This window comes from Microcoleus sp. Pol10D4 (assembly GCF_036701555.1).
GTDB lineage: Bacteria > Cyanobacteriota > Cyanobacteriia > Cyanobacteriales > Microcoleaceae > Microcoleus.
Map to the genome: position 1 here is coordinate 18,844 of NZ_JAUBRA010000038.1, position 21,729 is coordinate 40,572.

Annotated in this window: 18 protein-coding genes; 11 read left to right on the top strand and 7 right to left on the bottom strand. The window is 44.2% G+C overall.

The genetic code is table 11. From position 1 onward, the window contains the following. Positions 1 to 341: 341 nt before the first annotated feature. Positions 342 to 1,895 (top strand): lysine--tRNA ligase, encoded by a 1,554-nt coding sequence (lysS, locus tag QUA36_RS18740; protein WP_333163094.1) that lies wholly within the window; start codon positions 342 to 344, stop codon positions 1,893 to 1,895. Between the two features lie 144 nt (positions 1,896 to 2,039). Here the strand turns inward: lysS and QUA36_RS18745 are convergent, their stop codons facing one another. The 6 genes from QUA36_RS18745 to QUA36_RS18770 form a co-directional block, all read right to left on the bottom strand. Then, entirely contained in the window at positions 2,040 to 2,639 is a 600-nt protein-coding gene (locus QUA36_RS18745; RefSeq protein ID WP_333163092.1) for a TerD family protein, read from the bottom strand. A gap of 81 nt (positions 2,640 to 2,720) precedes the next feature. Beyond that, a complete protein-coding gene (locus QUA36_RS18750; RefSeq protein WP_333458696.1) occupies positions 2,721 to 4,175 on the bottom strand; it encodes a TerD family protein in 1,455 nt (484 codons plus the stop codon). Positions 4,176 to 4,274: 99 nt separating this feature from the next. Next, positions 4,275 to 4,847: a TerD family protein gene (locus tag QUA36_RS18755; protein ID WP_333163088.1), complete on the bottom strand. Its 573-nt coding sequence runs from the start codon at positions 4,845 to 4,847 to the stop codon at positions 4,275 to 4,277. A 54-nt stretch (positions 4,848 to 4,901) separates the two neighbouring features. Beyond that, entirely contained in the window at positions 4,902 to 5,435 is a 534-nt protein-coding gene (gene def, locus QUA36_RS18760) for a peptide deformylase (protein ID WP_333458697.1), read from the bottom strand. An 87-nt stretch (positions 5,436 to 5,522) separates the two neighbouring features. Continuing rightward, positions 5,523 to 6,764 carry an HhoA/HhoB/HtrA family serine endopeptidase gene (locus QUA36_RS18765; RefSeq protein WP_333458698.1) on the bottom strand — a complete coding sequence of 414 codons (1,242 nt, stop codon included), beginning with the start codon at positions 6,762 to 6,764 and terminating at the stop codon, positions 5,523 to 5,525. Between the two features lie 821 nt (positions 6,765 to 7,585). Then, entirely contained in the window at positions 7,586 to 8,746 is a 1,161-nt protein-coding gene (locus QUA36_RS18770) for a transposase (RefSeq protein ID WP_333458699.1), read from the bottom strand. 58 nt (positions 8,747 to 8,804) lie between these two features. Between QUA36_RS18770 and QUA36_RS18775 the strand changes: the two genes are divergently transcribed. From QUA36_RS18775 to dnaN, 5 genes are all read left to right on the top strand, one after another. Then, the gene (locus QUA36_RS18775; protein ID WP_333163080.1) at positions 8,805 to 8,984 is read left to right on the top strand and encodes a hypothetical protein; all 180 of its coding nucleotides are present in this window, start codon (positions 8,805 to 8,807) and stop codon (positions 8,982 to 8,984) included. Positions 8,985 to 9,132: 148 nt separating this feature from the next. Next, entirely contained in the window at positions 9,133 to 10,503 is a 1,371-nt protein-coding gene (gene dnaA, locus QUA36_RS18780; RefSeq protein ID WP_333163077.1) for a chromosomal replication initiator protein DnaA, read from the top strand. Between the two features lie 25 nt (positions 10,504 to 10,528). Further along, positions 10,529 to 10,669, top strand: coding sequence for a hypothetical protein (locus tag QUA36_RS18785; protein WP_333458700.1), 141 nt, complete (start codon positions 10,529 to 10,531; stop codon positions 10,667 to 10,669). Continuing rightward, positions 10,659 to 10,826: a hypothetical protein gene (locus QUA36_RS18790; protein WP_333458701.1), complete on the top strand. Its 168-nt coding sequence runs from the start codon at positions 10,659 to 10,661 to the stop codon at positions 10,824 to 10,826. The genes QUA36_RS18785 and QUA36_RS18790 overlap by 11 nt, the downstream gene beginning before the upstream one ends. Before the next feature lie 300 nt (positions 10,827 to 11,126). Then, positions 11,127 to 12,266 carry a DNA polymerase III subunit beta gene (gene dnaN / locus QUA36_RS18795; RefSeq protein ID WP_006632140.1) on the top strand — a complete coding sequence of 380 codons (1,140 nt, stop codon included), beginning with the start codon at positions 11,127 to 11,129 and terminating at the stop codon, positions 12,264 to 12,266. A gap of 220 nt (positions 12,267 to 12,486) precedes the next feature. On the opposite strand, the gene QUA36_RS18800 is transcribed toward dnaN, so the two are convergent. Continuing rightward, positions 12,487 to 13,926, bottom strand: a complete 1,440-nt coding sequence (locus tag QUA36_RS18800) for an ATP-binding protein (RefSeq protein ID WP_333458702.1) — start codon at positions 13,924 to 13,926, stop codon at positions 12,487 to 12,489. 1,141 nt (positions 13,927 to 15,067) lie between these two features. Here QUA36_RS18800 and QUA36_RS18805 point away from each other — a divergent pair. The 5 genes from QUA36_RS18805 (at position 15,068) to QUA36_RS18825 (ending at position 21,687) form a co-directional block, all read left to right on the top strand. Beyond that, a complete protein-coding gene (locus QUA36_RS18805; RefSeq protein WP_333163069.1) occupies positions 15,068 to 16,147 on the top strand; it encodes a permease in 1,080 nt (359 codons plus the stop codon). 140 nt (positions 16,148 to 16,287) lie between these two features. Continuing rightward, the gene (locus QUA36_RS18810) at positions 16,288 to 17,076 is read left to right on the top strand and encodes a TIGR03943 family putative permease subunit (RefSeq protein ID WP_333458703.1); all 789 of its coding nucleotides are present in this window, start codon (positions 16,288 to 16,290) and stop codon (positions 17,074 to 17,076) included. A 182-nt stretch (positions 17,077 to 17,258) separates the two neighbouring features. Beyond that, positions 17,259 to 18,635 carry an oligosaccharide flippase family protein gene (locus tag QUA36_RS18815; RefSeq protein WP_333458704.1) on the top strand — a complete coding sequence of 459 codons (1,377 nt, stop codon included), beginning with the start codon at positions 17,259 to 17,261 and terminating at the stop codon, positions 18,633 to 18,635. Positions 18,636 to 18,655: 20 nt separating this feature from the next. Continuing rightward, positions 18,656 to 19,642: a hypothetical protein gene (locus QUA36_RS18820; RefSeq protein ID WP_333458705.1), complete on the top strand. Its 987-nt coding sequence runs from the start codon at positions 18,656 to 18,658 to the stop codon at positions 19,640 to 19,642. Positions 19,643 to 20,121: 479 nt separating this feature from the next. Further along, the gene (locus QUA36_RS18825) at positions 20,122 to 21,687 is read left to right on the top strand and encodes a hypothetical protein (RefSeq protein WP_333458706.1); all 1,566 of its coding nucleotides are present in this window, start codon (positions 20,122 to 20,124) and stop codon (positions 21,685 to 21,687) included. Positions 21,688 to 21,729 lie beyond the last annotated feature (42 nt).

The following is a 21,729-nucleotide window of genomic DNA, read 5'->3' on the forward strand; positions in this document are numbered from 1 at the left end:
TTGTCTGTTGACTGTTGACTGTTGACTGTTGACTGTTGGGGAGAGGGAGTAGGAGGGATGGAGAGGATAGAAGACTTCCGTCAGGATTAAAACCTTACTGACCTTCCGCATCTGTCGATCGCCAGTGTGTCTGGATTATCTGACAAATTGGTCTATGTTGACCAGTTATGATAGAGTTTGGTGTTTCTGACATTTTGCAGCTCGATCGCGAACAGCCAAGATGCCTGTTCCACAAAGAGTGAATTTTCTTGTAGGGTGTTGCTTTGAGCAACGCTCGATCGCACGATCGCCAGAATAGTGCAAGATGTCAGATATTTGTAATTTTAATCAGGCAATAACTAATGACTCTCAGTGAAGCCGAAGTCCGCAGTCAAAAAGTAGACGAACTGCGATCGCAAGGCATAGAACCGTATCCCAGTGAATCCTACGCGCGATCGCACACAGCCAAGCAAGTTCGCGAAATATTTAGTCAGCCGGGAAAAGAACTCGAAAACGGACAAAGTGACCCCGAAGAAATTTCCCTGCGATTAGCCGGCCGCATCACTTCCAAGCGAGACAGCGGCAAAATTGGTTTCATCGATTTAAAAGACGCCACAGACAAAATTCAACTCAAAATCGAGAAAGCAATCGTCACCGGCGAAGTCGGTTTGAGCTTTGAACAAATTAAAAAATTGCTCGATGTCGGCGATTTTGTCGGCGTCGAAGGTATCGGCTGCCGCACCCCCAGGGGAGAACTTTCTATTTTAGTCAGGGAATTCAAGCTTTTATCAAAAGCTACCATTCAATTTCCCGATTCTTATTACGGAATTAACGACCCCGAAGTTTGCCGCCGTCACCGCGAAATGGATTTGGCAAGCAACCAAGATGCGCTCAACCGTTTTATGTTGCGAAGCCGCATCGTTCAAAGCATCCGTTCCTATCTCTGGCAAGCCAATTTTTACGAAATAGAAACGCCAACACTGCAAGCTATTTACGGCGGTGCTGCTGCTAAGCCATTCATCACTCACCACAATGCTTTAGAGGTAGATTTGTATTTGCGAGTGGCTCCAGAATTATTCTTGAAAAGAGCGATTTGTGGGGGTTTCGAGCGAGTATTTGAACTAGGGAAAGCATTTAGAAATGAGGGCATTGACAGCACCCACAATCCTGAGTTTACCTCTTTAGAAGTTTACCAAGCTTATGCTGATGTTTTCGACATTTTAGGAGTTGTCGAAGACGTGATGTGTTTCGCAGCGGCGGCGGTATTTGGGGATGTCAAAGAAATCGAAAATCAGGGGGAAACGATTAGTTTAGAACGCAAGTTCGACTACAGTGAAAAATATCCCGGTTTCAGCGGCAAACACTGGCGAGTAAAAACGATGGTAGAAGCTGTCAGAGACGAGTTTGGGCTGGATTTTGACAGTTTGGACTTAGAAAGTGCGATCGCCTCTGCAACGAAGCTAGACTTGCACCTGTCTAAGTTAGAACAACAGAGTTTAGGCTACGTTCTCTATGCAGTTTTTGACAAATTAGTTGTTCCCAAACTAATTCAACCTACATTCATCATCGACTACCCTGTTGAAGTCAGTCCCTTAGCAAAAGGACATCGCAGCAAGCCCGGATTTGTAGAACGTTTCGAGCTATTTATCAACGGTACAGAATACTCGAATGGATTCTCAGAATTGAACGATCCGAAAGAGCAAAGAAAGCGGTTTGAGGAACAGTTGGCGCAGAAAAATGCCGGCGATGACGAAGCGCATCCAATGGATGAAGACTTTATTCAAGCGCTATCTTTGGGAATGCCTAACTGTGCCGGAATGGGTATCGGTGTAGACAGATTGGTGATGCTTTTAACTAATACTCAAAGCATCCGAGATGCCGTCATGTTCCCGACAATGCGACCTGTTAAAGATTGATTGGAGTAGGTTTTTTGCAGATGTCTAATAAGTACATGGGGATTTTTTAACCGCAGATATTAGCGGATTAACACAGATAAACGCAGATGGAATTTCATCTGCGTTTATCTGCGTTTATCTGCGGTTAAAACAACATTTTTAAGATCACCGCATAAATGAACCGACAACACCGTTCATATCCTCAGCCAAAGGATTTCCCAAAGCCTTAAACTTCCACTCGCCGCCTTCTCGATAAACTTCTCCCATCAACATATTTAATTTTCCTTCATAAGAAGGGTCATTTGACAATTGATAGCGAGCTATTTCTTTGCCGGCGGCATCTACAGCCCTCACAAAAGCATTTTCTACCAAGCCAAAATGCTGTTTTCTCTCTTTTCCATCGTAAATATTTACGCCCAAAATAATTTTGTGATATTCTGCAGGCAAAGAACTCAGCTTCACCACTATTTGTTCGTCGTCTCCCTCTCCCTCCCCCGTGAGATTGTCGCCTGAGTGAACAACTGTTTTGTCCTTTGACTCCAAATGAGAGTAATAAATTACATCCTCTTTGTAGTTCTTTATTTTGCCATTTTCTCCCAGCAGCATAGCGTAGGAATCTAAGTCAAAATTTGCACCACTGCTTCGCCCGAAAAGACCTTTTTTAGCTTGTGCAACATCCCAGCCCAAACCCACTGTCAGTTTGGACAAGTCGTATTCGCTTTTGCTGAGAACGATTGATTGTCCTTTTGTCAAGTTGATAGCCATAGTTTTGTGATTTTGTAAGGTTTATGGTGAAGTTGAATGATTGCCCTAAGCTAGCATTTTGTTGGCATTAAAAAGCTGTTTCTAGGGTAAGAGATTTTTGATTCGTGCTGATTTTACCCAATGCGGATATTCGGCTGTCAACAAATCATATAATTCCTCATCGGCAATATGTTCCGGGTCTTCTAAACTGAAGAAATCGGCGTTGTCTAGGTAGCAATCGCCCATTTCGTCAAGCTGTTCTAAAAATGTAAAATCGCTCGCTACCGCTCTTGCTAACCAGCCGCGAACTCCCTTACTTTTGACATCCTTCAATGACTTACCGATTGCCATAAACTGCCAAAATATCGGCTCATAGGACGACCATTTTAGCTGCTGCTTGCTTTGCGATTCGTCGGCAGTTTCTCCATCAGTCACAAACATCACGTAGACAGGTCGATCGGCTTTAATAGCTGCGTTGCGCCTGCTACCGCGACCGTCAGGAAAATAGAACTTTCTAATTTCCTTCATCACTTTACCGTAGTAAGTACCTCCTTCTAAAGGATACGGTTGCAGTATATTGTGGATGAAGTTTGAGAAATTGTCGATCGACATTTCACCGGGATTGTGGGGGTTGACTCCAAACAGAAATATGTCGATTGATCCGTTGTCATCCAACCGACACCCCAAGGCCAAAATCTTCTCTGCCAAACGCTGAATTTTTCCTGAACTGTACAGCGAAGACATGGAAGCCGAAATATCGAGACAAAGGGCTACTTGAGCATTGTGATTTGTTAGATTTACTTTCTTGAGCGAGATATCGGCTTTCTTAGCGAGATTGAAAATATGCGGCGCTTTTTCCTCAAGCTTTTTGTCTAATGCTATAGCTTTCTGACTTTTGTGACTATCTTCAATAACTGGTAATTTAGGCAATTCTACTGTACGTTTTGCTGGCTTTTCTGGCTGTTTAATCTCTGAATGATACTTGTCAACAAAACTCTGCAACCCTGCTTTATATCCTTGTCCTACGGCCTGAAATCTCCAAGCTGCATCCTTTTTATACAACCGTCCAAACTCGATCGCGGTTTCTTCAGAAAAAGCCTCTGTTAAATCGTACCGCGCTAATTCGCTGTCGGTGGTTCGATCGTACAATCGGATAAAAGCATTTCTGATTTGGCTGAAATTTTGATGTTTAGCTTGTGCGTCGTGAATCGTGACCACAAAAACCATTTCTTCAACAGCAGCCGTTACTTTTTCCAAGTCTACATCAATTGTCTCGTCATCCCCTTGAGTTTGACCAGTTTGATTATCTCCCGAATGGGCGATCGCTCCGTCCGGCGACTGCGAGTTATTGTAAAATACAAAGTATCTTTCATCGGGAATTTTGCCATCAGAACCTAATGCAAAAACCGAGGCATCGATATCGCCGCTTTGCTGGTTTGAGTCAGATAAACTTAGTTCCGTTGCTATTTCCCACCCCAGGGCGATCGCAACTTTTGTTAAAGTTGGGGATGTTTTAGAAAGATTAAATCTTTCGCCCTTCTTTAATTGAATTCCCATCTGGTTTGTCACCTCATGAGTCTGATTGCTTAAAATCGAGGGAAACATTCCTGCTTCCGAATTTCCCCTCGATTTATTTAGATAGGAGCGATCGCCTTTTTATGCGGCATACTTATCTACAAAGCTTTGCAAGCCGGAATTATAGCCTTGTCCTACAGCTTGGAACCTCCACTCACCGTCTTTCTTGTAAAGTCTGCCAAACTCTACCGCTGTCTCCCTAGAAAAATCCTCGTCCAAATCGTACTTCGTTACCTCTGTGTTAGTAGTAGTGTCGTAAATCCTGATAAAAGCATTCCGCACTTGACCGAAGTTTTGCCTTCTCGATTCTGCTTCGTGGATAGTTACCACAAACACAATTTCTTCCACCACCGGATCGATTTTGGTTAAATCGACTGTAACGGTTTCATCATCGCCAAATCCTTCTCCGGTTCTGCTATCTCCCAGATGTATTACAGAAGTGTCCGGCGACTCCTTGTTGTTGTAGAAAACAAAGTATTTTTCGCCGGGAATTTTGCCAGTAGCCCCCAACATAAACACGGAAGCATCTAAGTCAAAGTCCCCCCCGGTGTCTGTAGCATTGGTATCCCATCCCAAACCAATCCCGGCATTTTTTAGCCCCGGTGCTTCTTTAGAGAGATTGATTCTCCCGCCTTTTTCCAAATTGATAGACATTCGCCCTCCTATTCACAACATCACTGGTGTTACTACTAGCAATTATATCAAGTGTTATAGTAAGTTGACAATTTGCTTTTGGTACTCGTCCTCTGTGATTAGTTCGTGGGTATTTTCTACTCTATCTAAAAACACGATTCCATCTAAATGGTCGTGTTCGTGTTGAAAAATTCGGGCCACAAAGTCTGTTAATTCTTGTCGGTGGAGTTTGCCGTCTCTACTGGTGTATTCTATCTCGATCGCCCTACTTCTCGGCACTAATCCCCGAATCCCCGGAATGCTCAAACAGCCTTCCCAGTCTTTGACTGTCTCTGTTGATGCAGCCACAATCCGGGGATTAATCATCGCTGTGGGTTCCATGTGGGGTGCTTGGGGATAGCGCAGGTTGGGACGGGATGCGACGATGAACAGGCGATCGGACTGAGCCGCTTGAGGGGCGGCAATCCCCACTCCGTTTGCCTGCTGTACTGTAAATATTAAGCTGTCAATCAACTGTTGAATGCGATCGTCCTTAATATTCTCGACAACTTGCGACTGGCCGCGCAATACGGGATTTCCTAATTGTGAGATTTGTAAGAGTTCTGCCATAGTTATTGGTTAGTCGTTATTGGTTAGTCGTTAACTACTGACAAATTACCATTTCCTTCTTCCTTCTTCCTTCTTCCTTCTTCCTTCTTACCGAACTTTTTGAACCGGCAAACTCCCCGGTTTAACAGTCAAATTAACTATTTGCCCGTTGCGGTTAATTTCCATTTGCAACAGCCCGCCAACCTTAGCATTTTGCACGAACTCCTGAACAGCTTCCGACTGAATAATCGGCTGATTATTAATTTTTTGAATCACATCTCCAGCCCGCAAACCTGCTGCTGCTGCGGGAGAATTAGGAACAACGCTAACAATAGCCACACCCCGATCGACTGCAACTCGCAGGCTGCTGTTAGCGTTGCTGTTAATTTGCTGCTTAACATCGGGAGTCAGCGTCGCCATTTCAATACCCAAATAAGCGTGTTCGACTTTCCCCGTCGTAATCAGTTCCTTCGCCACCTGTTGCGCCGCCTGAATGGGAATCGCAAAGCCCAATCCTTGAGCACCTTGAATAATCGCCGTATTCATGCCAATAACTTCGCCCGAAGCATTCAGCAGGGGGCCGCCGGAATTCCCCGGATTAATTGCAGCGTCTGTTTGAATAAAACCGATCCGCTTGTCGGGTACGCCCACATCTGAGCTCGATCGCCCTGTAGCGCTTATAATTCCCGCAGTTACGGAATTGTCCAAACCCAAAGGATTGCCGATGGCGATCGCCCATTCCCCAGACAACAGCTTATCCGAATTGCCGATCGCCACCACAGGCACATTATTCGCCTCAATCTTCACCACAGCCACATCCGTCACCTTATCCGCCCCCAACACCCGCCCTTGAAAGCTGCGGCCGTCCTTGAGAGTTACATTTACCGTATCGGCTCCCTCTACAACGTGAGCGTTAGTGAGAATCACCCCGTCGGCACCGATGACAAAACCCGAACCAGTGCCCCGTTCGATCCCGCCCCGGCCGCCCGAATTCGGTTCTATGCCAAAAAAATCTTCCGGCGACAGCCCTCTATTTCCCGGTCTCACCCGGCGCGAAGCATCGATCCGAACCACTGCCGGGCCAACTTTTGCCACCGCAGCCACAATAAAATTCACATTAGCCGCGTCCCCCGACAAGGGAACCGGCGGCAAGACTTTCCTAGCTTGATCCTTTGTATTAGGAGGCAGTTGCAATTTCGGTTCTAGCGCCCTTTGTCCAGAATCGCCAGAATTTGCACGAAATTGAGAAACCGTCAGACGATCGCCCAACATGGCGGCCCCTGCTCCCGTTACCAGCAGCAATATGTAAATTGCCGGTTGCTTCCAAAATTTGCCAGTAGAACTCTTCATTGCCATGTTTTAAGGCTTTCCTGCCAAATCTAAATATTTGCTGAACAGCTCCCCGATACCTGGTTTGGGCTGCAGAGCCGCAAAAATTTTGGTGATCGGCAGACTCCCTTAAACTTTAGCATCTGAGGAGTGACATACTCCCACATCAATCACAAGCTGTAACCATTGATGTGGGCTTCTGGGCGACTCCAGCTATTGCTTCGGACGTTAACTGAGCTTTGTTTAGACTCCACGAGATGCCCCACCGCAGAGTTTTGTTATTTGCTGACAAAGATTTATAAATTCATCTTTTGTCAGTCCTGACTTGGCAAGGTTGGCTTTTTCTGACACCCATTCAACGTTGTTTATGTCGGAAGCAAGCTCAGGAAATCTATGTCTTGGCTGAACATGGTCTAAATGAGCGTTGAATCCTAACCGCAATAATTCTCCTGTATATGGACACGTAGGGTTTGCATGAAACCGTTGCAATAGAGTATTAACCGTTTGATTGTCGCAACGCCCTAAACCCCACTTAGCAGAATCTTGGACGCAATGAAAATCGCACTGAAAACACTTATCTAGCCTTATTCGATCACACTTTACACACAAACCAGATTCAATTCTTTTTTGTTTAAGTACCGCTCTCCTCGCAGCGTCTTTAGCTTTTCCTTCTGGACTATGGTTGTGTTTCTTAACCGCAGCTAGGCTACATTTTTTGCAGACATTAGAGTATCCTGATTTCGTCTTAGCGTTTTTATAGAAATTATCCGGATTCAATGTTTGTTTGCAGACCGTGCAAGTTTGCATAATTGTCAGCTTTAGGTAATTCTATTCTATCACACTTACTTAAAGCCTAAATGCCCTACCGCTCTGTTTTTTATATTGATAGCTGCATTTTGATCGCGATCTATACTACACCCGCAATGAGCGCACTCGTGCCATCTTTTATGCACCTTTTTAGGTACTTTCTCGCCGCAATTAGAGCAATCTTGTGAAGTGTTATGGGCACTTACTGGGACTACCAACAAACCAGCATTTACGGCTTTATTTGTTAGTATCGACAGGAAGCTTGACCACCCAGCATCCAGCACGGATTTAGCTACTCTTGTACGAGCAAGTCCTTTAACATTCAAGTCTTCAACTGCAATAACCTCATATTTATTCAATAAATACTTAGCAGTTTTGAAATGAAAATCTTTACGTTTATCCGCAACTTTCTTGTGTTGACACCCCAGTTGTTTAACTGCTTTCTGTCTACGGCTACTTCCCTTTTTACGTCGTGCAACTCGCTTTTGAATAACCCGTAGGCGTTTTTGCGCTTTGCGATAAGGTTGAGGAATAGTAACCGTTTCACCCTCTGATGTCGTTAAGAATTCCTTCAAACCCACATCAATGCCAGTAATTTTGTTTGGATCAAAATCTGGTTTGATTGTAGGAACGGTTAGATCTTCCAAGCTGAGAGTTACGTAGTATCCATCAGCTTTTTTGGTTATCGAAACAGTTTTGAGCTTAAAGCCATGAGGTATGGAGCGATGCAAAATAACCTTAACCTTCCCGAACATCGGTAAGTTAATAAGGTTATCTTGCAAGCACTCGCCTTTGATCTGAGGATAGGTAAACGTGCGGTAACGACTGCGTGATTTAAATCTAGGTCTACCGCTACATTTTCCATTGCTATCACCTTTCAGAAAACGGTCAAAAGTTACCTTGACTCTTTTCACTACATCTTGGAGAACTTGAGAATAAATCTTGGCATACCAGGGATGAGATTTTTTGAGCTGAGGTAACTTTTTCTTCTGTGAATAGTAATCGGGAGCATCTCTCAGTTCAGGCAGGTAACAAATCAGAGGACAAGCATTAACAGGAGAACGGTTTTGCTCATACCAGTTAAATCGATCTGCCAACAAATAGTTATACTGAGCGCATAGCATAGATAACCATCTGTCGATCTCAATGGCTTGTAACTTTGTAGGGCGTAGTTTATACTGATAGGCCGTTCTCATCTATCTGACTGTACACTAAGTGCTATATATAAGTTAACCAGTATACTGGGGCCTGTCAATGCCTTTTCAAAAAAATCACAAACTAGGGGCAAGGAAACGGTTGAACCGTCCTTTAGACAAGGAAACAATCGGATTCAAAGGCTATGAAGGGCAAAAAGAAAAACTTAAGGCTGTTCCTGAGTGGCAAGAACGTTTGAGAGAGTTTGTTGATAAATTAATTAGTGATTACGAGAATTAATTAGTCAACTCCGTACCTAGGTTGACCCGCCGGAGCGAGCCCAACACCAATCTGATTACAGGTATCGCGCGTGGAATTCCGGCGGTTTCATACCTAAACTCTCTAGAGTAGAATTAATATCTTGAATGCCGATCGGCAAAGGTGAGCAGTGGACATTCCCCTCGAAAGTCTGTGGAATCAGATACTTGAACGTCTCCAGGTACAACTTAGCAGACCTAGCTTTGAGACGTGGATCAAAACTGCCAGGGCCGAACAACTCGAAAATAACTGTTTGATTGTCAGCGCCCCCAACCCCTTTGCTCGCAATTGGTTGCAAAAATATTACAGAGAAATTCTTGCCGATGCAGTCGAAGAAATTCTCGGCTATCCCGTAGACATTTACTTGACAATTGCCGGGGGAAACGAAACAGGCGGCAGCAGCGACTCCGCCATTATTTGGCCCTCCCCCATCGCCGATGTCCCGGAAAGCCACTCGCTTCACCCACCCAAACCCGCCAATTTAAACCCAAAATACCTATTTTCCCGCTTTGTCGTCGGTTCTAACAACCGCATGGCTCACGCCGCCTCCCTCGCGGTAGCCGAGTCTCCGGGCCGAGAATTCAATCCCCTATTTTTGTGCGGTGGCGTCGGTTTGGGCAAAACTCATTTGATGCAGGCGATCGGTCATTATCGCTTGGAAATTGACCCCAACGCCAAAATTTTTTACGTTTCTACTGAGAAATTTACTAACGATTTAATCGCCGCCATTCGCAAAGACAGTATGCAAACTTTCCGTGATCATTATCGAGCAGCGGATGTTTTATTAATAGATGATATCCAATTCATTGAAGGCAAAGAATACACTCAAGAAGAATTTTTCCACACTTTTAATACTTTGCACGAAGCCGGAAATCAAGTGGTTTTAGCTTCCGATCGCCCGCCGCAGCAAATCCCCCGCCTGCAAGAGCGTTTGTGTTCCAGATTTTCCATGGGATTAATTGCCGACATTCAATTGCCCGACTTGGAAACTAGGATGGCAATTTTGCAGAAAAAAGCTGAGTATGAAAATATGCGGCTGCCGCGAGATGTGATTGAATACATTGCTTCTAGTTACACTTCCAACGTTCGGGAATTAGAAGGTGCTTTGATTCGGGCGGTAGCATATCTTTCAATTACCGGTTTGCCGATGACTGTGGAAAATATCGCCCCGGTTTTGAATCCGCAAACTGAAAGCGTAGAGGCAACGCCAGATGCAGTAATTGCAGTTGTGGCTGAGGAGTTTGATGTTTCTGTTGAAGATTTAAAAGGCATTTCCCGGAGGCGAGAAATTAGTCTTGCCCGTCAAATAGGGATGTATTTAATTCGGCAGCATACTGGTTTGAGTTTGCCGAAAGTTGGCGAAGTGTTCGGCGGAAAAGATCACACGACTGTGCTTTACAGTTGTGACAAAATTGCTCAGTTGCGGAACACTGACCCGAATTTGGCTCAAACTTTGCGTCAGTTGAGCGATCGAATTAATGTTGTCAGCCGCAAAAGTTAATTTGAAGTCAGTTGTCAGTTGACAGTTGTCAGTTGTCAGTTGTCAGTTGTCAGTTGTCGGTTCTCAGTTGTCAGTTGTCAGTTCTCAGTTGTCAGTTGTCATCACTCAACGCCGTCAACAGTTAACAGTCAACAGTCAACAGTCAACAATTCCCAATGCCCCATAATAGACAATCTTGCCTGTGGAAAAACCTGTGGAAAATGGGCCCTCCGTTTGTGGAAAACTTTACTCGATCGCCCGAAACAGCTTTTGCACAAAAATGGGCGATCGACTGCACCAGCTTTTCCACAAGTTTTCCACAGGTATTTATTACCTATAAGTGACGCCCAGCAAGCAGTTAGCTTTTTTTTTCCACAGTTTCCACAGGGCGATCAATACAAAAATAATTCAATAAATTAAAAAATACTAGCGATCCCTGCACACCCTACACACATAGTTCGCGACGCGCGCTGACTTCAGAAACCCGGTTTCTACCAAGATTTCTCGTTTTTACAGGCGAAATTTTGCCTAGAAACCTGGTTTCTAGTCCCATGCTTAAGCCCTACACACAGAAAAACTGACCCGCCGGCTTTCTGTGATACCATTTGTTTCTGTTTCAAATCCGGTTAATTAACCTTCCTACCATGAAATTGGTTTGCACCCAAAGTGACCTCAACGCCAACCTCTCGTTGGTAAGTCGGGCCGTTCCCTCCCGCCCGACACATCCGGTACTCGCCAACGTGCTCTTAGTAGCGGATGAGGAAAATCAGCGGGTTAGCTTGACAGCTTTCGATCTCAGTTTAGGCATTCGTACCAGCTTCGCAGCAGAAGTGACGGGCGGCGGCAGTTTTACCATACCCGCTAAATTGCTTAACGATATTGTTTCGAGACTCCCAGATGGAGAGATTACTCTAGAAGACGAAGCGGGGGACACCGTAGCATATCTCACTTGCAGTTCTGGCAGCTACCAAGTTAGAGGCATGGGCCCAGAAGAATTCCCAGAATTGCCTGCAATCGAAGCCGGAACAATCCTCAAATTGCCGCCGGAAGCCTTGATAGAAGGACTCAAAGGAACTTTATTTGCTACTAGCCCCGACGAGGCAAAACAGGTACTTGCAGGCGTGCATTTAAAGGTATTGCAAGATTGCCTCGAATTTGCAGCTACAGACGGCCACAGATTGGCAGTAGTTCAAACTGCCAATGAAAAAGCTGAAGGCGAAGAAACCCAAGAAGAATTTGAGGTAACAGTCCCCGCTAAAGCATTGCGGGAAGTAGAAAGAATGTTGGTGATGCGGCAGTGGACTGAACCTGTAACCCTGCATTTTGAACACGGTCAAGTAGTGTTTGAATGGGCCGACCAGCGGCTGACTACTCGTACATTGGAAGGGCAATATCCCGCATACCGGCAGTTGATTCCGCCGTCTTTTGAGCGGCAAATTACCTTAGAAAGGCGATCGTTCTTAGCAGCAGTAGAAAGAATAGCCGTTTTTGCAGACCAAAAAAACAATATTCTCAAATGCAGCATCGACGAGGAGAATCAGGAAATTACTTTGTCTGTAGATGCTAAAGATGTCGGCTGTGGCAAAGAGTCAATGCCCGCACAGATTTCGGGAGATAGCATAGATATTGCTTTCAACGTGAAATACTTAATTGACATTTTGAAAACAGCTCAATCCCCCGAAATTCAACTGCAATTAAACGGTGCTTTAGCCCCCGTAATTTTTCAGCCTTTGGGCGGAGTTAATGCTACATTCTTGGTAATGCCAGTGCAGCTAAGGGCTTAAAAAGAGTCAGTAGTCATTAGTCAATAGTCATTAGTCAACAATCACCGCTGCTGCAAGCGAAATTGATCTAATTCATCTGCGTTAATCTGCCCTCATCTGCGGTAAAAAAAAGATAATTTCTGAACCGCAGATGACAAGGGATTGACGCTGATTCACGCAGATCAAGAGAAGAGAGATAGGAATAATTCCGATGCTAATATATTTGACATGAGTTATTGCTTCAAATTAATGGCAACAAAATTTCAAATTCAGTACCTGTACCGGGCGTAGAATGCAAATTTAACTTGCCTTTATGCTTTTCCGTAACAATTTGATGGGTAATTGCCAACCCCAAACCGGTACCTTTCCCGGCGGGTTTAGTGGTGAAAAATGTCTCAAAAATCCGCCGCTGAATTTCTGGCGGAATTCCCGGCCCGTTATCAGCAATTCGGATCGCTATCCAAGCGTTATTCTGATTTTTTTCCGCTGCTTCTGGGCAGAAGTCGCTGTTTTGGCTGGCGGATGATAGCTGTTTGGCATTTTGTCGATCGCCCATAACATAATTTTGAATTAATTCCGAATTCACGCAGTCTCCGTCAGCACTGTCTATTACCTCGGTTTCAATAGTAATCGCAGGCATAAAATCTTTTTCTGATTTTACCTCTTCCAAAGCGTCGATCGCATTGCTAATGATATTCATAAATACCTGGCTCAACTGACCAGAGTAACACTTGACCAAAGGCAAATCACCATAGTTTTTAACTACTTTAAACCCGTACTTCAGACGATTTTTCATAATTAGCAGCGTACTGTCAATACATTCATGGATATTAGCTTGCTTCAAGTGGGCTTCGTCCATGTGAGAAAAGGTGTGCAGGCTGGTGACGAGTTCGGTCAGCCTCTGCGATGAAACTTTCATACTTTTAAGAATTTCCATCCAATCTTCTTGCAAAAAATCAAATTCTATGTGTTTTTTGAGTTGGTGAATTTTTTCGTTTTCACCGACAATATGTTCGTAAGCAGACAGCAACTCCATGATGTCTTTCGAGTAGTTAGACAAAAAGCCGAGATTTCCGCTGATGCAGGTGACGGGATTTCTAATTTCGTGGGCGACTCCAGCTACCATCTGCCCTAAACTCGCTAGTTTTTCGGTTTGAATTAGTTGAGATTGAGTTTGCTGCCTCAGCAATTTTGTCGCTAGTTCGTGAATGTTGGATTGGGCTACTAACAGTTCGTGTACATCTAGCAAAGTATAAGTTTGAGGCGACACTTGAACCACAATCGGTTCGTAAAGCAGTTCTTTCGATCGCAACAGCGACTTCCTGGCTGCATCCACAATTAAAGTATTGCTGGGAAAAATTAAACTCTCAGTTTCGGCAAAGCGGTATAAAGCCCTCACTGGTCTCTTTAAAAATAGTTCTCGCCCAAAAGGACGGCTGATAAATTCTAAAAATCTCCGCCGGGAAATCATACCGGCAAATTCACCTTGATGGGTGACAATGACTCCCGGTAATAGCGGATTAGCTTCTAACATCTGAGAAATTCGCATTCCCCAATCCGTAGCTTCTACCTGAAAATCGTAAAGCGACAACTGTTGGAGAGTAGAGTCTAAACAAAGTTCTCCTAGGTCAGCCTGGGAGATGGGTTGGACGGGTCTTTCTACGCAGGAGGTATTCAACATAATAAATTTATCAGCACGCTTTTTTGGGTTCTATTTGCCAGCAGACATTCAGCTACCAAAGGTCAGCAGGCGAGTTGCTGAGTGCTTTGACCGGCATCCCCCTGGCAAACTGCATTTTAAATTACACAAAAAACTGACTGTAGTAAGAAAAATTTTACCACTTAAAGTATTAGGCAAGATTGAGTATCACCGAGATAAAGGCGCCCTGGTAATTATACCTGACTTTATTTTATACTGACTTGAGCGGTATTAGCGCTTGGTTCAAATATTTAACTATTCATTAACCTTAAGTTATCCTCTTAACCTTGTGTTAATAAATTATTGGTATGAGAAATATAATTGATTGATAATAGAAGAAAATCGGAATTGCCGGATCGCCCACGCGATGCACCCCGTCAGAAGACAAGTTAAAAGTCCAAATTGGGGCGATCGCGTCCCTGAATTTTAGCTCGGTAAGCGCGATGGCGGGACACCTTGCAAGCTAGGGCATTTGAGGCGATTTCGTCCCATCTCCCCGATCCGGTACTCGCAACCCCCCGTAACGCTCAGCCAGCGACACACCTGCCAGTTCGTCCTCTATAGGTTTGTAGTGAAAACTAAAGTCATCGCTACAAACCTATTTTTTAGCATCGTTATATAAAACAGTTAGCCTCGCCCGCAATCTGCAAAATGTGCCTTGGCAGTTGTTCTACAATCAACCATTGTTAACCGAAAGCTCCATCAAATCGGCGACGGTTGGCAGAGTCAATCGATTTTAGATTTTAGATTTTAGATTTTAGATTTTAGATTTTAGATTTTAGAATTGACAACAAGGATAAATTCGGGGGGCAAGTTTCATCGGATACAGGTTTTTTATTTCTGGACAGATGAATCCGGGGGCTTGTATCCTGGCTACTTTCGGTCAATTATTGATTGGCTGTACGAGGCGGATATGAATAAAAAATCACTCAAATTAAAAGAAGTTTAACCAGTGCAAATCATTGCAGGCATCAGCATTGATTAAATTAGAATGTCTACAAATTTTAGCAAAAGAAAAACAAAAAAATAACTGGATCTTAACTTAGTGCTATGCTTTGGTATGATCTACAAGGAGTTCTACCAAAGACGTATAGCTAAATAGCAATCTACCAGTAGGTGATCGATGCAACCCGCCCTGACAAATCAGTTAAATAATGCTTTCACCCTGTTTCTGAGCTTGTTAGTAGAGGCAATACCTTTTCTGCTGCTCGGAGTTTTATTTTCAGGTTTGCTGCTGGGGTTTGTAGACGAACGCAAACTCGTATCGCGCATCCCGCGAAACCCGCTGCTGGCGGCTTTGATGGGCAGTTCGATCGGCTTTTTGTTTCCTGTGTGCGAGTGCGGTAACGTACCCGTAGCCCGCAGGTTACTGATGCAGGGAGTACCCGCACCAGCCGCGATCGGCTTTTTGCTTGCGGCCCCCACCATCAACCCCGTGGTAATTTGGGCTACTTGGACGGCATTTCGCGATCAGCCAGAAATTGTAGTTTTGCGGGTGGTATTTTCTCTGTCTATAGCCACAATTATCGGCTGGGTGTTCAGCGCCCAAAAAGACTTGCGGCCTCTGCTGCAACCCTCTGTAGCCCGCGCGATTCCCCTGCCAAAACCAGAGTTTTCCGAAAAAGAACTCGTCCAAGCTAACACTCCGCTGCTGTTGCAGTCGGGAACATTTATGCTCGGTCAGCCGGGGGGGGTGGTGCCGATCGAATCTTTGCTACAAGACGACTGGAAGCCATTACAAGGAGGCAAAACAGAAAAAACCTCGCAACGTTCCTCCATGTTCCACCCTGTTTCTAAAGATCGTCTGCGCCTGCTTTTAGATACTATGGTACAGGAGTTGCGCGAATTGGGAGGAGTGTTGGTAATCGGAAGTGCGATCGCAGCAATCATTCAAGTTGGCGCCCCCCGCGAACTAATTCTCAACCTCGGCCAAGGCCCCGTTTCCTCGATTCTAGCCATGCTGCTCTTAGGCGCAGTCGTATCCATTTGTTCTACAGTAGATGCCTTTTTTGCCCTGTCTTTTGCTTCCACATTTACCAGTGGTTCGCTGTTAGCATTTCTCGTTTTCGGTCCGATGATTGACCTCAAAGGTATCGGTTTAATGCTGTCAATTTTTAAAGGTCGAGCCGTAGTTTACTTAATTGTCTTGGCAGCTCAGTTAACCTTTTTAATGACCCTCGCTGTTAACTTGCATTTAGGTTAATAAGTTAGCTAAAACAGAAAAATCATACATACGATTTGCAATTTTCAATTACCTTGCTCCCGATACAGAAGTCACGAATATACAGATAGCTGTTTTTTTATTTTCCTTCTTCCCTCTTCCTTCTCAATCACTATTAAAAAATGAATCTTAAAAAAATTAGCCCCTGGCTGGACGCCCTAGCTATCTTAGCCTGGGGAATACTGCTTCTTAAATATTGGATCACTGGCAAATTAAGCATTCTAATTCACCCCAATTACTTTGGCTTGACTCTAGCAGGAGGAATCGGCTTAATGGTTATTGGAGGTTTAAAAACTTGGGAACTCTTAAAACTCGATCGCACCACAAAGCAATCGCGGACATCAACAGCAAATAACTCTCTCAGAATCACAGAAGTTGAACACGTTACTTTGTTTCCCCCCAGTATCGGCAGCACCTTAATGTTGAGCGTCGCATTAATAGGTTTACTAACAACACCCCGCACATTTACCAGCCAGACAGCATTAGAACGAGGCCTCACCGAATCCCTGCCCATCACCAGACTGCAACCCCAAGAATTTCGCAATACTACAAAACCCGACCAGCGATCGCTCGTCGAATGGGTGCGACTGTTAAATTTCAACCCCGAACCGGATACATACAGAGGTCAAAAAGTCAAAGTTCAAGGATTTGTAATTCACCCCCCCAACATAGCAGAACAATATATGTGGATCGGACGTTTTATCATTACCTGCTGCGCGGCAGACGCCTATCCGATCGGGTTGCCAGTAAAATTACTGATCGGTCAAAGCCGCACCGCCTTTGCCCCAGACAGTTGGCTAGAAATAGAAGGAGAAACGATCGTAGAAGAACTGCAAGGCAAGCGCAAATTAATCATTCAAGCATCCTCCCTCAAACCAATTCCCGAACCAAAAAACCCTTATGATTATTAGATGTTGAGTAAGTATGAGATTAAATTTTACCTTGATTGCGAGATGGACAGTCCAGACCCAATCTCTGTATACAGATGAACATACGGTAAAGTCAGCTATAAAAGTGGCCGCATCCTCCTCTAGGAGTTGCAAATAACAAATTCAGCAACTACACTCGTAATTAGGAAATAAATTCTGAGTATATGTCATCAGAAAAAAAATTAGCTATCAAAGGTGCTGCCTGGACGATCGCCAGCTATGGAAGCAGTCAAATTATCCGATTTGGGAGCAACTTAATCCTGACGCGTCTGCTTTTGCCCGAACTATTTGGTCTAATGGGTCTAGCCTACGTTTTCATCATAGGCATTAACTTATTCACAGACATAGGTCTGGGCCCAAGTATCATTCAAAACAAGCGCGGGGACGATCCTCGATTTTTCAACACTGCTTGGACAATGCAAGTTATTCGCAGCTTGTTTGTCTGGTTGTGTTTAATTCTAATAACATGGCCCGTTACTCAATTCTATGAAGAACCCCGTCTGATGTGGTTGATTCCAGCCATAAGTATAAATACCCTAATAGGAGGATTTAAATCGACTTCCGTATCCACCCTAGAACGCAAAATGAGCGTTAAGGAAGTAGTGCTTTTTGAGTTGGGTACACAGATAATTTCTACTACAGTGATGATTGTGTGGGCTTTCTTCGATCCCAGCATCTGGGCGATCATTGTAGGCGGCTGGACTGGAGCTGTAGTGGAGTTAGTATGGAGCCATTTTTTGATTCCCGGCAAGTCAAACCGCTTTGCTTGGGATAAAGAAGCAGTAAAAGAAATATTTTCTTATGGCAAATGGATATTTTTGTCTACGATTTTATTTTTTCTGTGTTCTCAAGCCGATCGACTCATCCTTGGTAAAATATTTACTTTAACAATGTTGGGCATTTACGGCATCGCTTTTACTCTAGGCGATATGCCACGCCAAGTCATCATCGCCATTAGCGGCAGGGTGATTTTTCCCTCGATTTCTATGCTGGCAGAGTTGCCGCGGGAGGAGTTGCGTGCCAAGATACTGAACAACCGCAAGCTAATTCTAATACCATTAGCCGTAGGTTTAGCAATTTTTGTGAGCTTCGGAGATCAGTTAATTTTAACACTGTATCGGAAAGAGTATGAAGCTGCATCTTGGATGATGCCAATCTTGGCTTTAGGTATCTGGCACACCACCCTCCACAATCTGATGGGTTCTTGTCTGTTAGCCGTAGGAAAGTCTCAGTACCCAGCTATCGGCAATTTGCTGACTTTTGTGAATCTATGTATAAGTATACCGCTGGGATACCACTTAAAAGGTAATTTAGGTGCCGTGATTGCTGTAGCTCTCGGTGACCTTCCTACCTATGCAGTAACTAACTACGGTTTGTGGAAAGAAGGACTAACTTGTTTTTGGCAGGATATTCAATTAACAGGGCTGTTTGTAGCGGTGCTGGCAACTATACTTTGGTGCAGAGTGGCTTTTGGTTTGGGTCTGCCGATCGATAAAATATCACCGATGGATTTAGTTCCCATCAATCAACTATTTCAGTAAACAAAAAGGAGATTGTCTATATGTCAGCCGAAAACAATACAAAAAGAAAAGTAATGCACTTTATCTTCTTACAAATTGCTATTTTACAAGAAATATCGCGAGTAGCCACGAGGTATACTAAAATGATGTTTTTTTATCAAAGAAATCGAATGATAAATTTATTCAAAGAAAACGAACAGCCGAAAAAAGAACGCCCCAAAGTCTTTGCCGCTGTGGCACACATTACATCAGTTGAAGAATCTAATAATCCAGAAAAAGCCGCAGCAAAAATAGAGAGACTCAGACACACAATAGATGGACTGTTAACGAGTTTGGCTCATTGCGACCTGAGTATTACTATCCAAACTCTACCGAACAGGCACGTTACAGCCTACTTACCTGAATATCAAATTAAGTGCATTGATATACAAGAAAGCCCTGAATGCGACCCCATGTTTGTAGGGTTTAGACTTCAGGAAGAATTTGTCGAAAGAGTAGAAGAATTTGACTGGTTTTTATTTATAGAAGATGACATAGTTTTGTACGATGCTTTCATTCTAGAAAAATTAGAAAAATTTAACCTACAAAGCGGGTATGAGAATGCTATTCTTTACCCACATCGTTTTGAAATGTATCAAGGAACCAAGAGATACATTGATTTGACAATAGATGATCATCTATCGTGGAATCAGCTATCTAGTGTAGAGATAGAAACTGTAAAATTTGCTGAGTGTAGCAATCCTCATTCAGGATTTTACTGTTTGTCAAGAAAGCAGATGAAAGAGTGGATAAAATCAGGTCGCCTCTTCAAAAATCAAGTAGTGAATGTCGGGCCTTTAGAGAGTGCAGCAACTTTTTGTATTATGGAATGTTTCTCAATATATAAGCCTCACCCGTCAAACTTAAACTATTTTGAGGTCAGGCATTACGATAGCAAATATTCTAAGTTATATCCCGAACCGGAATCGAAGTATACACTATCAGCGGTTAATAATAGTTCCAACATACCAATCGTCAAGGATTCGTGAAAGGGTTCTAAGTAGGTCGTCGTGATTATTGGTAGGATGGGTAGAGTGCTAGATTGACCCCTCAACCTATTAAGAATTAGCGACTTTAGATTTGAGATTAAATTAAAAATCTCAAGTCTCAAACATTCCTGGACGCGACAGCCACAAGGGTAGGGTGCTATACCGTAAAAATCTCTGTCGCTCGATAAATTTTCAGCTCTAAGGCGCCCTATAATTTAAAATCTCAAATTTCACATCTCAAATCGGTTGAGGCTGTTGGAAGTGCCGCAGACTAGACGAAGTTAAGCTCGTGAATTTAGTTCAGTCCTGGAGATACCAACACTTTAAGAAACCGAGTTTTTTACCCACATACGTCGTTGCATTCCTTTTCGCAGGCAAAAAAAACCGTTTCAGAGGGTCGGGAGTACGCCCAAGACAGTAAAATTTAAGAGGGAAAATTTGGCAGTTAATTTTCAGCAGAAAGTAGGAGAGAAAGATTTGTGAGTATTTTTAAGAAAAAAATTAATCCCTCACCCTTCGCTATTCTGCCATTTAAACAGCCGATCGACCGCACGGCGATCGTCCTCATGCTATTGCTGAGCTTCTTAATAGGGCTGCTGCTGCTGAGCGGCGATCGCACAGCACCCAGAGTGCGAGAATTTACCTGGGAAAACAAACAAATCGGCGCCGAAGATACCGGCTTTATCCTCACCTTCTTTCGGCCGATGAACCACTCCACCGTCGAGGAAAACTTAAAGCTAGAACCCCCCCTCCCCGGTAAATTTAGTTGGGCTGGAAGACGCATGGCTTACACGCTCAAAAATCCAGCACCCTACGGCGTTACCTACACATTAAAACTCGCCGGAGCAACCGACAAGTATTTCGGAGAAAAAAACCAAAATAAAGGAACGCCCATGCAACCGTTTAGCAGTTCCTTTCGCAGCCGCGATCGAGCTTTTGCTTACATCGGTGTCCAAGGCGAAACAGAAAGCAGATTAATGCTAGTCAATCTCACCAGCAGCGACTCAAAACCGATACCGCTGACTCCCAAAGATTTAGTTGTCACCGATTTTAAACCTTATCCCGACAGCGATCGCATTTTATTCTCCGCCACAGATCGATCGATCGCCCGTACTCGCGGCACTCTAAATCAAGAAATATTCACAGTCACCACCGGCATCAACCCTCAATCGGACTCAGGAACTCAACAAAAATACCCAGCCGGTAGAATCGACAAAATCTTAGACTCCAAAGATTACCAAAACCTCAAATTCGACCTCTCAGCAGACGGAAAAATCATAGTTGTCCAGCGCGTCAACCGTCGCAATCCCGGCGATTTCAGTCCTTGGATTGTGGAAGAGAAACAGGCGCCCAGACCCTTGGAAAATCAACAAGGCGGAGATTTTATGATTCGCCCCGACAGCAAATCGATGGTAATATCTCAAAAACAAGGATTAGCGATCGTCCCCCTCAAACCCGAAGCAGACCCTGTAGAATTTTTGCCAAAATACGAACAAGTATTGGGCATGGCTCGCGACAACTCCGCCGCCGCCTATGTTAAATACAACAGCGACTTTACTCGATCGCTTTTCATCTTAGATAACCAAGGTGTAGAACAAGAAATATTGCGTATTCCCGGCAGCATTATGGCCGTTTATTTCGACCCCCGCAAAAACGAAGACAACCAAGTTCAGCGTCTCTACTGTTTGTTAGCCCAACGCCTCAAAACAGAAAGCTACAAAGAACAGCCTTTCATCGCCACCATCGACCTCAAAAAAGAGGGTACTCGTTTGGTAGGAACCATCAAACCGCTGCTGATTTTGCCCAACCAATTAGATACCCAAATCAGTTTATCTCCCGACGGGCTGGCATTAATTTTCGACCAATCAGTCACAGCAGCAACTCCCTCAGCAGCAGACAGTCCCCGCAACGATAGTGGACAATCGATCGCCACCAGCCGCCTCTGGCTGCTACCCTTAGTAGAAATACCGACAGACGGTTCTCCCGCAAAACTACAGCCAGAAGAACTGCCCTTTGCCGGCTATCATCCCCGCTGGCTACCATAAACCAATTTGAGATTTGAGCTCGCACTGCTGACTAATGACTGG